Raw genomic sequence first — 12499 nt, 5'->3', positions numbered from 1 at the left:
CAGGTGCGCCGCACCGATTACAGCCGCGCCAACAACTCCCGGGTTTTATCCAGCGCCATCTGCGCCCGATCCAGTCCACTCACGCCCTGCTCCAGCAACTGCACGGTGGGAATCTCCAGGCTCAACGGAATGTCAGCCGGCAAACCGCGCAACAACCCCGGCAAGTCACAATCGCCATCGCCGGGGAAACGCCGTTCGTTACGCGCCTGGCGCAAGATCTCCGCCATATTGGCCGGCCGAGGTCCTGCGACGTCACACAACTGTGCATACCGTAACCGTGAGGGGGCAACTTTGGCCAGATCTTCCAGCCGCGATCCAGAGCGGTCGAAGTGAAAGGCGTCGACCAATACGCCGCCGTTTGCACGCCCGGCGTTTTCCACGATACGCGTGGCTTGTTGAAGATTGCGCGCATCGGTCCAGGGCATGAACTCCAGGTGCGGGTGCAGCCCATAGGCTGCCGCCAGATCACAGAGCTCGGCAAAACGCTGCGTCAGCCGCTGTTCGTCCGGATCGTTGCCGGCCACCAGCAACTCACTGGCGCCGAACTCGGCACCCACCGCGAGGATCTTTTCGAACTCGGCTACGACGGTTTCCGGCTTGAGCCGCAGGATTTCGACGTCCAGCACCCGAATACCGGTATCGCGCAGACGCGCCAGGGTCTGGCGCCGCAATTCGTGGTCGGCCACCAGGGCAAAATGGTGCTCCTCCGGGGTCGCCGGCACCAGACGAAAGCCGACATGGCTGTAACCGGCCCGCGCGGCGACCTCGACCATGTCAGGTGGTGACAACTCCAGCACGGTCAGGCTGGCCAGGGAGAAGATACGCTCGCTCATGCTCAACCCTCGATCAAGGATGGCGCGCAGGCACGCCCGGTTTCGGCAGCTTCGCGGATGGCTTCGATCAGCGCTAACGTACGCGCGGCATCGGCGGCACTCACCAGCGGCTCGACCTCCCGGCGCGCAACGCGCACGAAGTGCTGCAACTGCAAACGCAGGGCTTCATCGGCACTGAAGCTTTCCTGGGTTGCCAGCAACGGTTGATGCCAGCCGCCATCGACTTCGTTGTAGTGCCAGCGTTTGAGCTGCGGAATGCTCAGCGCCCCACCCGTTCCGGCCAGCAAGTAACACGGTTGATCAGGATGGCGCGGATACACCGGGTTCTCCCCCGAATCCAGCTCCCAGCTCCAGGGCGCGGCCACCGCATCGGAGCCGGTCAGGCTGCCCAGTGTGCCGTTGTCGAATTGCAGCAACACCGCCGCGCAATCCTCATTGGCAAACCCGCGAATGGCATTGCTGGTGATGGCCTGCACCTGACGCACTTCACCGCATAAGTGCCGCAGCAGATCGAGGTCGTGGATCAGGTTGGTCAACAACATCCCCGCACCGGCCTCGCGGCGCCAGGGTGTTTCGAAATAGCTGTCGGGCTTGCGCAACTGCCAGAGCGCTGTGACCGTGGTCAACCGACCCAGTGCGCCGCTGTGGACAAGTTCGTGGGCGCGGGCGATCAGCGGGTTGTGCCGACGGTGATGTCCGACCAGTACCGGAACGCCACTGGCCTTCGAGGCAGCCACCAGCTCCCTGGCTTCATCCAGGTGCACGCCAACCGGTTTTTCCAGCAGTACCGGCACGCCGGCCGCGAGGCAATCGAGGGCCGTGCTGACGTGCTGCGTGTTCGGGTTGGCGACGATGACAGCGTCTGGCTTCGCCTGCTCCAGCATCTGACGATGATCGGCGAAACAGGCTACGCCCCATTGCGCCGCAAGACTGGTCGCCTGCGGTCCGGGATCGGCCACGGCGCACAACGTCGCTTCAGTCAGGGATTGCAGATGTTGGTAGTGCTGCTGGCCCATGTTGCCAGCACCGATCAGGGCGATGCGAAGTGGCGAATTCAAGATACGGTCCTCTTGTGAGTGTTATTGGAGCGATGAATTCCAATAATTTAGAACCTGGTTCCAGATTCTTACACAGACCTGTCCTGAAAGTGTTCGAACAGCGCACAGCTTCTCAAGCTGTACATAGAGCTCGCTCCTACAGAGGTTTTTTTGCGAGGGTCTTAAGCAAACAACTCCGACGCCAAACTTGCCGCCGACAACTCCTCGGTATATGCCAGCAACAACGGCGCCAGCTCATGCAGCCGCGCCCCCGGCATCCGTGCGCTCGGTCCGGCGATGCTGAGCACGCCGATCACCCGCCCATCGGCGGGATGGCGCACCACTGCCGCAATCGCCGAAGTGCCGACCGCCGAGCTCTCCTCGACCCAGGCGTAGCCCTGCTTCCGCGCCAGACGCAGGCGCTCGAGCAATTCGATGTTCGAGCGCGGCGCGTTCGGTCCCACATGTTCCGGCACCTGCGCGCCCTGCCGTTCCACCAGCGACAAGGCCTCGGCATCGCTCATGCACGCCAGCCACGCATGCCCCGAGGCTGTGTAGAACAACGGCGCATCGCGGCCCATATCCGGGTCGTAACGCAGACCGGAACGCGCGCCCTGGGACTTGGCAATCCAGGTCTGACGCTCACCGTCGATCACCCCGAGACGTACCAGTTCGCCGGTTTCCTGCGCCAGGCGGTCAAGCACCGGCTGCACGATGTCGGCACCGCTGCTCGACAGGTAACGGAAGCCCATCGCCACCAGTTTGGTCGAGAGGTGATAACGCAAATTATCCGGATTCTGCCGCACATAACCGAGGCGGATCAGCTCGGCCAGCAGGCGATGGGTCGCGCTCTTGGGGATATCCAGTTGCTCCGCCAGGGTCTGCATCGGCAGGCCACGGGGATCGCTGGTGAGGCTTTCGAGCACACTGAAAACACGTTCGATCTGACTGCCGGCCATGGTCGGTTCCACGCAAAATTTGCTCGATTCTAGAAGACAACCGCACGAATGCGAAATCTGGAACTGACCGTTCGATAACCGCCCGCTTTACCCCCTCAAGACTTGTCCGGCCTCACCTGATTCTTATATTTTCCGGAACCAGATTCCAAAAAAAACACACCGGAGTTCAACAATGCCTGCCGAAGCGCACTTTCTTCCCGACATCGACTGCGATGTGCTGATCGTTGGCTCCGGTGCGGCGGGACTGTCGGCGGCTGTGACCGCCGCGTGGCACGGGCTGAAAGTCATAGTGGTGGAAAAGGACCCTGTGTTCGGCGGTGCCACGGCCTGGTCCGGTGGCTGGGCCTGGGTGCCCTGCAACCCGCTGGCCCGGCGCGCGGGCATCGTCGAAGACGTTGAACTGCCGCGCACTTACCTGAAACACGAACTGGGCGAGCGTTTTGACCCGGCGTTGATCGACGCTTTCCTGGAGGCCGGCCCGCGGATGGTGTCGTTCTTCGAGCAGCACACCTCGCTGCAGTTTTCCGATGGCAACGCCATTGCCGACATTCATGGCGACACGCCCGGGGCCGGTACCGGTGGACGCTCGGTGATCGCTGCCCCTTACGACGCACGAAAAGTCGGCACACTGCTCAAGCGCCTGCGCAAAACCATGCGGGAAACATCGTTCATGGGCATGCCGATCATGGCGGGAGCGGACCTCACGGCATTCCTCAACCTGACCCGTTCGCTGTCGGCGGCCTGGCATGTTACGCGGCGTTTCAGCCGTCACCTGTTTGACCTCGCCATGCATGGCCGGGCGATGCAACTGGTCAACGGCGTGGCCTTGGTGGCACGCCTGGCGAAATCCGCCGAAGACCTCGGCGTGTTGCTCTGGGAATCCGCGCCGGTGAGCCGATTGCTGCGCGAGAATGATCAGGTACGAGGTGCCGTGGTCATCACCACCAAAGGCTCGGTGCGCATCCATGCACGCAAGGCCGTGGTGCTCGCCGCGGGTGGTTTCGCCAATGACATAGAACGCCGCAAGGCACTGTTCCCCCGCACACCGACCGGGCATGAGCATTTGGCCTTGCCGCCCCTCGGCGTTTGCGGCGATGGCCTGCGCCTGGGGGAAAGTGCCGGTGCCCGGGTCAATAGCGACATGGCGTCCGCCGTCGCCTGGGCGCCGGTGTCGCAGGTGCCGCACAGCGACGGCAGCACGGGACACTTCCCGCACATCATCGAGCGGGGCAAACCCGGCATCATCGGTGTGCTGAGCAACGGCCAGCGTTTTGTCAATGAAGCCAACGGCTACTACGACTACGTCACGGCCATGGTCGCCGCCGCCCCGCCGGGTGAAGAAGTGGCGTCGTGGCTGATCTGCACCCATGGCTTTCAGCGTCGATATGGCCTGGGCATCTCTCGGCCATTTCCGGTGCCGCTGTCATCCTTCATCCGCAGCGGCTATCTGAAAACCGGCAACACCCTTGAGGAATTGGCTGCCGCCTGCGGCATCGACCCGGTTGGCTTGCGCACCACCGTGTCGAACTACAACCGCCACGCGCGCAACGGCGAGGACCCGCAGTTCGGTCGTGGCTCCACGCCCTACAACCGCAAGCAGGGTGACGCACGGCAACAACCCAACCCATGCGTCGCGCCGATCGAACAAGGCCCCTTCTATGCCGTGAAAGTCCAGCCGGGCTGCTTCGGCACCTTCGCCGGACTCAAGGTGAACCAACACTCCCAGGTCCTGGATGACGCGGCGCAACCCATCGCCGGCCTGTACGCGGCGGGCGGCGACATGGCCAGCATCATGGGCGGCCACTACCCCGCTGGCGGCATCAACCTCGGCCCGGCGCTGACCTTCGGCTACATCGCTGCGCGCCATATCGCAGGCGTCACTGCGTATGAAAAGGAGATCGACCATGCAGCACATCGTTAACCCACAGGGTTTGAACATGCCGAAACTCGGCCTCGGCACCTGGCCAATGCTCGGCGAAGAATGCACCCGTGCCGTGGAGCAGGCTCTGGCCCTGGGTTACCGGCACATCGACACGGCTTCGGCCTACAACAACGAAGACGCTGTCGGACAGGCGCTGGCGAACAGTCCGACACCCCGCGAGCAGATCCATGTCACGACCAAAGTCTGGTGGGACCAACTGCAACCCGACGCCATGCGCCACTCCATGGACCGTAGCCTCAAAGCCCTGCGCAGCGAATACGTCGACCTGTTCATGCTCCATTGGCCAACCACCGATTGGGACTTGCCGCGCACCATAGAAACCCTGGTATCGTTCAGGGAGCAAGGCCTGGCGCGCAACATTGGCGTGGCGAATTTTCCACTGCCCTTGCTACGCAAAGTCGTCGAAGAGCTGGGGGCGCCGCTGTCGGCGATCCAGGTCGAGTACCACGTGCTGCTCGGACAAAACGCCCTGCTCAACTACGCCCGTCAACAAGATCTTGCGCTGACAGCCTACACGCCACTGGCGCGCAACAAGGTGTCGCAGATTCCGGCCATCCAGCAAATCGCCGCGAAACACGGCGTACTACCGACCCAGGTCGCGCTCAAATGGCTGCTCGATCAACCCAACGTGGCCGCGATCCCGAAGGCCAGCAGCGAGTCCAATCAATTGGCCAACCTCGCGGCGCTGGATGTGCGACTGGATGATGAAGACCGTGCCTTGATCGCCAACCTGTCCAAACGCGAGCGTCAGGTCAGCCCTGACTTTGCGCCGGTATGGGATGCATTCGACGAATAATCCGCAGGACCGGCGATCGCCCTCACAATAAAAACCCATCGCCCGACGGAATTCGATGGGTTATCTGTGTTCAATACAAGCCTGAAACCTTCTCGGCAGCCCCTCGCGGGGTGCCGGGAATCAGCCTGTGCGCAAGAAAAAGACGGACGACCGGACTGGCGCCGCTCCCACTTGGCAGCAACACTCATCGCACGGAGCTTTACCCGGAACAGAAGAGGATTCCCACATGCTATGGAAAAAAGGCCGACGCAGCGACAACGTGGTCGACGCCCGTGGCGATGATGTCGGCGGCGGTGGCGGCGGCATGCGTTTTGGCGGTGGCAAGGGCTTGAGCCTGACGGCGATCCTCCTGATTGTCGGCATCGGCTGGATCACCGGCCAGGATCCGCTGCAGATCCTCGGACAACTGACCGGGCAAATGGAGCAGCAATCGGCGCCCGCCACCAACCAGAGTCGCCAGGCACCGCCGGCCAACGATCAGAGCGCGGAATTTGTGCGTTCGATCCTCGGCGACACCGAAGACACCTGGGGCGCGATATTCCAGCAGGCCGGCCGTCAATATAAGGACCCGACCCTGGTGTTGTTCAGCAACCGCGTGAATTCGGCCTGCGGTCTGGCCACCTCGGCGACCGGCCCCTTCTATTGCCCGGCCGACCAGAAGGTCTACCTGGACATGGCGTTCTTCCAGGAAATGTCCCAACGCTTTTCCGCCGCGGGCGACTTCGCCCAGGCCTACGTGATCGCTCACGAAGTCGGACACCACGTGCAGACCTTGCTCGGGGTTTCCGCGAAAATTCAGGCAGCGCGCCAACAAGGCCGGCAAATGGAAGGCGACGGCGGTTTGCTGGTTCGCCAGGAACTGCAGGCCGATTGCCTGGCCGGCGTCTGGGCCAACAATGCGCAGAAGCGCCTGAACTGGCTGGAACCGGGCGACATCGAAGAAGCACTGAACGCAGCGAACGCCATCGGTGACGATCGTTTGCAACAGCGGGGACAGGGCCGTGTAGTCCCGGACTCGTTCACCCACGGTACGTCGGCGCAACGGGTGCGCTGGTTCAAAACCGGTTTCGCCCAAGGCCAGGTTGGCCAGTGCGATACCTTTGCGGCGAAAAATCTGTAAATGAAGAAGTGGTTGTTGGTTGTTCTGTTTACTTGCGCAACGTCCCAGGCCGCCGAGCATGGGGTCAAAGACCTCAGCTCAGGGCGCCTGTTGTTGAAATCAGGTGAAATCGCGGTGGGCATCAGCCCCGCCCCGGCAAAAATCGAACGGGTGCTGATCATCCTCCACGGTCGCTTGCGCAACGCGCAAACCTATCTGCAGAGCGGTGAGCACGCGGCCGAACTGGCCGGGCAAAGCGCTACGACCCTGGTGATCGCCCCGCAATTCCTCAATGAAACCGATGTTGCTGTCCATCCGGTGGCCGACTCCGTTTTGCGCTGGCAAGGCAATGAATGGATGGCCGGCGGCGAATCCACGGCACCGTTTCGGCTGAGTTCCTACGCGGCGCTCGACGAAATCATCGCCCGCCTTGGTGACCGCCAGCAGTTTCCGGATGTGAAGAAAATCGTCATCGCCGGGCACTCCGGCGGCGCGCAGGTGGTTCAGCGCTATGCGTTGCTCGGTCACGCGCAATCCGAGCTCGATGCGGCCGGCGTGCAGGTGCGCTACGTAATCGCCAATCCGTCCTCCTATGCTTATTTCGATGAGCGTCGGCCCGTGGCGTTCAGCCACGCCGGTTGCCCGAATTTCAATCGCTGGAAGTACGGGCTGACGGATTTACCGGCCTACGCCGAAGGACAAACCGCCGCGCAGTTGCAGGAAAGTTACCTCAAGCGTGAAGTTGTTTATCTGCTGGGGCAGCAGGACATCGATCCGAATCATCCGGCGCTGGACAAGAGCTGTGAGGCCAGGGCGCAAGGGCCGTATCGATTGGCCCGCGGGCGTTACTACTTTGATTATCTGAAGCGGCTGCAACCGCAAGGGTTGAAGCAGCAACTGATTGAAGTACCCGGGGTCGGGCATGACGGGGATGGGATGTTTACATCGCCGGAGGGGCAGAAGGCGTTGTTTGGGCAGTAGGTTATGCAGTTCCTGATCTGACGCCATCGCGAGCAAGCTCGCTCTCACAGTGGTTCTCTAGTGATATTCGATATCGAGTCCACACAGACCTATTGTGGGAGCGGGCTTGCTCGCGAAGGCGTCGGATCAGACAGCCTATTCTTCAAGCCAACAGCATCTGCCGCAACTCAACACAATCCGCCGCATGCCAATCGGTCAATTCCGGCCATGGATTATCCGGCAGATTCACCAGCACCGTGCGTGCACCCGCCGCTCGCCCGCAATCGAGATCGAAGCGGTAGTCACCCACCATCACCATCTCGCTCGCCGGCACCTTCCACGCTTCGGCCAGTTTCAATAGCCCGCCCGGATGCGGCTTGGGCGGCGCATCATCACGACCCAACACATCCTCCAGCGCAAAGCAGTCGGCCAGGCCAATGGCCTCCAGTGTGACATGTGCCAGCTCCCGGGCATTGCGCGTGAGAATGCCCAGGCGATAACCGCGCCCGGCCAGTTCGCGCACCAGCTCCACCGCGCCCGGTGCCGGTTGCGAACCGAGGGCCAGGTCCCGCTCATGCTCCAGCAGCCACGCATGTTTGGCCGCAGCCTCCTCGGCCGGCAGTGCGGCGAGGTGGGTCAGGATGTCGTGTTCGGCAGGGATCGCCAACGCCACGCGAATCGCCGCGAAGTCGTGCACGGCCACCGTCAGGGTACCGTCCATGTCGAACACCCAGTGACGCACGTCGGCCAGGCTCATGCCCAATCCTTGCGGTGACGGATCAAGCCTTCCTGGGTGACCGAGGCCACCAGTTGTCCGGCGCGGTTGAACACGCTGCCACGGGAGAATCCACGGGAGTTGCCGGCCCACGGACTGTCCATCGCGTAGAGCAACCAGTCATCGGCGCGCAGATCCTGATGGAACCACAACGCGTGATCAAGGCTGGCGACCTGCATGTCCTTGTGCCAGACCGATTTGCCGTGGGGTTGCATCGAGGTGACCAGCAGACCGAAGTCCGATGCATAGGCCAGCAGGTATTTATGCAGCGCCGGCGAATCGGCCAAAGCCCCATCGGCGCGGAACCAGACGTACTTGACCGGGTCGGAGGGCAGCGGGTTGTAGGGATCTTTCTCGGTCACCGGGCGAAATTCGATCGGCTTCGGGCACAGCAGTTTTTCGCGCATTTTTTCGGGGATCAGGTGTGCGCGCTGCTGGGTGATCTCCAGCTCCGATGGCAGGTTTTCCGGGCCGACCACTTGCGGCATTTCGGTCTGGTGCTGGAAGCCTTCTTCGTCGTACTGGAACGACGCACTGCATGTGAAGATCGGGTGGCCCTTCTGGATCGCCGTCACCCGACGCGTGCTGAAACTGCCACCGTCACGCACCCGGTCAACCTGATACACCACCGGCAACCCGGCATCGCCCGGACGCAGGAAATAGCCGTGCATCGAATGCACATGGCGCGCCTCTTCAACCGTCTGACTGGCCGCCGACAGCGACTGACCGAGCACCTGACCACCGAACAACTGACGAAAACCCAGGTCCTGGCTACGGCCACGGAACAGGTTTTCTTCGATCGGCTCCAGGGTCAGCAGGTCGACCAGATCATCCAACACTTGGCTCATTCAGATGCTCCTCACGCAAAACATTGTCGCGCAGCCTTGGCTGCAACGCTCGATTCAGTTTCTGGACTCTGCCCACGAGGGCCATTGTAAACGTCCGTGTCAGGTTATCCATGCAAGGTTTGCAGCCATTGCTCGCGGCTGATGCGATACAGCACATGCCGCCGCAACGGATGATCGGCTTCGAGTCGCGGGTGATCGAAGTCATTTTCCGGATCATGGTGCATGCCGATGGCCTGCATGACTTTCTCTGACGGCAGATTGGTTTGCGTCGTGAAGGCCACGACCTCTTTCAGCGGCAAGCGGTCGAACCCGCAGCGCAGAGCGGTCCACGCCGCTTCACTGGCGTAACCGAGGCCCCAGTGCTCGCGGGCCAGGCGCCAGCCGATTTCCGTGGCGGGGGTAAAAGGCGCGTCGAATCCGACCACGTTGAGCCCGGTAAACCCGATGAACTGGCCAGAGTCCTTTCGCTGCAAGGCCCAGAGACCATAACCGTGCTCGGCGAAATGACCACGGATTCGCCCGATCAATGATGCGCTTTCCAGCCGGCTCAAGGTTGCCGGGAAATAGCGCATCACCTGCGGATCGGCACACATCGCCGCAAAGTCCGCTAAATCTTCGTCGCGCCACTGGCGCAACAGCAGCCGAGCGCTTTCAAGTTCCAGTATTGGCTCCATCGTGCCCCGCCCCTCCATTTCAATGTCGCCAGTCTACAACGCTGGTAGGATCCTTCTCTCATTCCTACATGAAATGACCATGCCACTGCCGCTGATTTATCACGAAGACTACAGTCCCGAGTTTCCGGCGGACCACCGCTTCCCCATGGACAAGTTCCGCCTGTTGCGCGATCACCTGGTGGACAGCGGCCTGACCCTCGACGCCGACCTGTTGCGCCCGGAACTGTGTCCGGCAGAGATTCTCGCCCTCGCCCATGACCCTTCGTATATCGAACGCTACATGAGTGGCGAATTATCCCGCGAAGACCAGCGCCGCCTCGGCCTGCCCTGGAACGAAGCCCTGGCCCGGCGTACGGTGCGGGCGGTCGGCGGTTCGTTGCTGGCGGCCGAGCAGGCACTGGAGCATGGTCTGGCCTGCCACCTGGCGGGCGGCACCCACCATGCGCACTACGACTACCCGGCCGGGTTCTGCATCTTCAACGACCTGGCGGTGATCAGCCATTACCTGCTGGAAAGTGGTCGGGTGAATCGGGTGCTGATCTTCGATTGCGACGTGCATCAGGGCGACGGGACCGCACGAATACTGCACAACACTCCGGAGGCGGTAACCGTTTCCTTGCACTGCGAGAAGAACTTTCCCGCACGCAAGGCCGAAAGTGATTGGGACATTCCGCTGCCCAACGGCATGGGCGATGCCGACTACCTGAAGGTGGTGGACGATGCACTCAACTACCTGCTGCCGCTCTACCAACCGGACCTGGTGCTGTATGACGCCGGTGTCGATGTGCATAAGGACGACGCCCTGGGTTATCTGAAGCTGACAGACGAAGGCGTCGCCGCCCGCGATGAAAGCGTGATGCGCCATTGCCTGGGCCGTGACATTCCGCTGGTCGGGGTGATCGGCGGCGGCTACAGCAAGGACCGCCAGGCCCTGGCCCGCCGTCACGGCATCCTCCATCACAGCGCGCAGCGGGTCTGGCAGTCATCAGGTTGTCATTGAGCTGTGGATGCTTTACCCACAATGCCTGTGGAACTGCCTGTGGATAACCTGAGTGAAAGGGCCTGCAGCCCACACGGTGTATAGGCTACAGTGATGTGGTCGTTTTTTAACCACCCTTCAAAGACACCTCTAAACCCTGTAGGAGTGAGCCTGCTCGCGATAGCGGTCTGTCAGGCCCACAGATGTTGAATGTACCGTCGCCATCGCGAGCAGGCTCGCTCCTACAGGGGGCGGGGCTGATAGAATGCCCGGCTTATCCCGTCAGACCGCAGCGCATCCCATGACCCAATCCTCGTCAGCCCTCCCCCCTCACGTCGCCATCATCGGCGGCGGCCCCGCCGGTCTGATGGCGGCCGAAGTGTTGAGCCAGGCCGGGATCAAGGTCGACCTGTACGACGGCATGCCCTCGGTCGGGCGAAAATTCCTCCTGGCCGGCGTCGGCGGCATGAACATCACGCACTCCGAAGCCTACCCGGCGTTTCTCTCGCGCTACGCCGAACGTGCCCCGCAGATCGCCCCGCTGCTGCGCGCCTTCGGCGCCGAAGCGTTGTGCCAGTGGATTCATGACCTGGGCATCGACACCTTCGTCGGCAGCTCCGGCCGGGTATTCCCCACCGACATGAAGGCCGCACCGCTGCTGCGCGCCTGGCTCAAGCGCCTGCGCGACAGCGGCGTAGTTATCCACACCCGCCACCGCTGGCTCGGCTGGGACCAGCGTGGCGGATTGCGCATCGACAGCCCGGAAGGCGAAACAACCGTGCAAGCCGATGCCACCCTGCTCGCCCTCGGTGGCGGCAGTTGGTCGCGGTTGGGCTCGGACGGCGCGTGGATGCTGACACTGGAGCAACACGGCGTAGGACTGGCGCCGTTGCAACCCAGTAATTGCGGCTTCGAGGTGCAGGCCTGGAGCGAGTTGATGGTCAGCAAATTCGCCGGCGCGCCGCTGAAAAACATCGCCATCGGCCTTAACGATGACGTTCCGCGGCTCGGCGAATGCGTGATTACCGCCACCGGAATCGAGGGCAGTTTGATCTACGCCCTGTCGGCACCGATCCGCGAGGCGATCAACCAGCACGGTTCGGCAACCATTCATCTGGACCTGTTACCGGGCCGGCCTGTGGATAAAGTTATGGCGGCGTTGAGCAAACCCCGGGGATCGCGCTCCATGGCCAAGCACCTGCACAGTCAGTTGGGTATCGATGGGGTCAAAGCGGCGCTATTGCGTGAACTGACCAGCGCCGACTGCTTTGCCGACATGGCCTTGCTGGCCAACGCGATCAAGGCATTGCCACTGACGCTGGTGAAAACCCGCCCACTGGACGAGGCCATCAGCAGCGCTGGCGGTGTGTTGTTCGAGGCGATGGATGAGCGATTGATGCTCAAGCAACTACCCGGCGTGTTCTGCGCCGGGGAAATGCTCGATTGGGAAGCGCCGACCGGCGGCTATCTGCTGACCGCGTGTTTCGCCAGTGGGCGAGCGGCCGGACTTGGAATGATTGAGTGGTTGCAGCGTAAGGGCTGAAAACCGAGGTGCCGCCATCGCGAGCAGGCTCGCTCCTACAGGGGGTCTGCGTTG

At 62.2% G+C, this 12499-nt stretch carries 12 protein-coding genes; 6 read left to right on the top strand and 6 right to left on the bottom strand.

Going from position 1 to position 12499, the window contains the following annotated elements:
* Positions 1-17: 17 nt before the first annotated feature.
* The 3 genes from KGA96_RS11070 to KGA96_RS11060 all read right to left on the bottom strand — a co-directional run bounded on the left by KGA96_RS11070 (position 18) and on the right by KGA96_RS11060 (position 2829).
* Positions 18-833 carry a sugar phosphate isomerase/epimerase family protein gene (locus tag KGA96_RS11070; protein ID WP_223512801.1) on the bottom strand — a complete coding sequence of 272 codons (816 nt, stop codon included), beginning with the start codon at positions 831-833 and terminating at the stop codon, positions 18-20.
* A gap of 2 nt (positions 834-835) precedes the next feature.
* The gene (locus KGA96_RS11065) at positions 836-1891 is read right to left on the bottom strand and encodes a Gfo/Idh/MocA family protein (protein WP_223466830.1); all 1056 of its coding nucleotides are present in this window, start codon (positions 1889-1891) and stop codon (positions 836-838) included.
* A gap of 161 nt (positions 1892-2052) precedes the next feature.
* A complete protein-coding gene (locus tag KGA96_RS11060) occupies positions 2053-2829 on the bottom strand; it encodes an IclR family transcriptional regulator (RefSeq protein WP_223512798.1) in 777 nt (258 codons plus the stop codon).
* Between the two features lie 172 nt (positions 2830-3001).
* Here KGA96_RS11060 and KGA96_RS11055 point away from each other — a divergent pair, with 172 nt between their 5' ends.
* The 4 genes from KGA96_RS11055 to KGA96_RS11040 all read left to right on the top strand — a co-directional run bounded on the left by KGA96_RS11055 (position 3002) and on the right by KGA96_RS11040 (position 7647).
* Positions 3002-4750 (top strand): FAD-dependent oxidoreductase, encoded by a 1749-nt coding sequence (locus tag KGA96_RS11055; RefSeq protein WP_046041731.1) that lies wholly within the window; start codon positions 3002-3004, stop codon positions 4748-4750.
* Positions 4734-5567, top strand: coding sequence for an aldo/keto reductase (locus KGA96_RS11050; protein ID WP_046041730.1), 834 nt, complete (start codon positions 4734-4736; stop codon positions 5565-5567). The genes KGA96_RS11055 and KGA96_RS11050 overlap by 17 nt, the downstream gene beginning before the upstream one ends.
* Positions 5568-5793: 226 nt before the next feature.
* A complete protein-coding gene (locus KGA96_RS11045) occupies positions 5794-6687 on the top strand; it encodes a neutral zinc metallopeptidase (protein ID WP_046041729.1) in 894 nt (297 codons plus the stop codon).
* Entirely contained in the window at positions 6688-7647 is a 960-nt protein-coding gene (locus tag KGA96_RS11040) for an alpha/beta hydrolase (RefSeq protein ID WP_046041728.1), read from the top strand.
* 142 nt (positions 7648-7789) lie between these two features.
* On the opposite strand, the gene KGA96_RS11035 is transcribed toward KGA96_RS11040, so the two are convergent.
* The 3 genes from KGA96_RS11035 to KGA96_RS11025 form a co-directional block, all read right to left on the bottom strand.
* On the bottom strand, positions 7790-8383 hold the full coding sequence (locus tag KGA96_RS11035) for an HAD family hydrolase (RefSeq protein ID WP_046041727.1): 594 nt from the start codon (positions 8381-8383) through the stop codon (positions 7790-7792).
* Complete coding sequence (gene tesB, locus KGA96_RS11030) at positions 8380-9249, bottom strand: acyl-CoA thioesterase II (RefSeq protein WP_046041726.1); 870 nt, start codon at positions 9247-9249, stop codon at positions 8380-8382. Before tesB ends, KGA96_RS11035 begins: the two co-directional genes overlap by 4 nt.
* Positions 9250-9353: 104 nt before the next feature.
* A complete protein-coding gene (locus KGA96_RS11025; RefSeq protein ID WP_046041725.1) occupies positions 9354-9923 on the bottom strand; it encodes a GNAT family N-acetyltransferase in 570 nt (189 codons plus the stop codon).
* Positions 9924-10002: 79 nt separating this feature from the next.
* On the opposite strand from KGA96_RS11025, the gene KGA96_RS11020 reads away from it, so the two are divergent.
* A complete protein-coding gene (locus KGA96_RS11020; protein ID WP_223512795.1) occupies positions 10003-10923 on the top strand; it encodes a histone deacetylase in 921 nt (306 codons plus the stop codon).
* 280 nt (positions 10924-11203) lie between these two features.
* Complete coding sequence (locus tag KGA96_RS11015) at positions 11204-12445, top strand: TIGR03862 family flavoprotein (protein WP_223512792.1); 1242 nt, start codon at positions 11204-11206, stop codon at positions 12443-12445.
* Positions 12446-12499 lie beyond the last annotated feature (54 nt).

This window comes from Pseudomonas sp. GL-R-26 (assembly GCF_019947365.1).
GTDB lineage: Bacteria > Pseudomonadota > Gammaproteobacteria > Pseudomonadales > Pseudomonadaceae > Aquipseudomonas.
Note: the sequence above shows the minus strand (reverse complement) of the source record. Positions and strands in the feature narration are given on the sequence as shown.

Coding starts and splice junctions, on each gene's coding strand:
- KGA96_RS11035 (WP_046041727.1), bottom strand. CDS start 8,383: ATGAGCCTGGCCGACGTGCGTCACTGGGTGTTCGACATGGACGGTACC.
- KGA96_RS11060 (WP_223512798.1), bottom strand. CDS start 2,829: ATGGCCGGCAGTCAGATCGAACGTGTTTTCAGTGTGCTCGAAAGCCTC.
- KGA96_RS11015 (WP_223512792.1), top strand. CDS start 11,204: ATGACCCAATCCTCGTCAGCCCTCCCCCCTCACGTCGCCATCATCGGC.
- KGA96_RS11050 (WP_046041730.1), top strand. CDS start 4,734: ATGCAGCACATCGTTAACCCACAGGGTTTGAACATGCCGAAACTCGGC.
- KGA96_RS11025 (WP_046041725.1), bottom strand. CDS start 9,923: ATGGAGCCAATACTGGAACTTGAAAGCGCTCGGCTGCTGTTGCGCCAG.
- KGA96_RS11020 (WP_223512795.1), top strand. CDS start 10,003: ATGCCACTGCCGCTGATTTATCACGAAGACTACAGTCCCGAGTTTCCG.
- KGA96_RS11055 (WP_046041731.1), top strand. CDS start 3,002: ATGCCTGCCGAAGCGCACTTTCTTCCCGACATCGACTGCGATGTGCTG.
- KGA96_RS11045 (WP_046041729.1), top strand. CDS start 5,794: ATGCTATGGAAAAAAGGCCGACGCAGCGACAACGTGGTCGACGCCCGT.
- KGA96_RS11040 (WP_046041728.1), top strand. CDS start 6,688: ATGAAGAAGTGGTTGTTGGTTGTTCTGTTTACTTGCGCAACGTCCCAG.
- KGA96_RS11070 (WP_223512801.1), bottom strand. CDS start 833: ATGAGCGAGCGTATCTTCTCCCTGGCCAGCCTGACCGTGCTGGAGTTG.
- tesB (WP_046041726.1), bottom strand. CDS start 9,249: ATGAGCCAAGTGTTGGATGATCTGGTCGACCTGCTGACCCTGGAGCCG.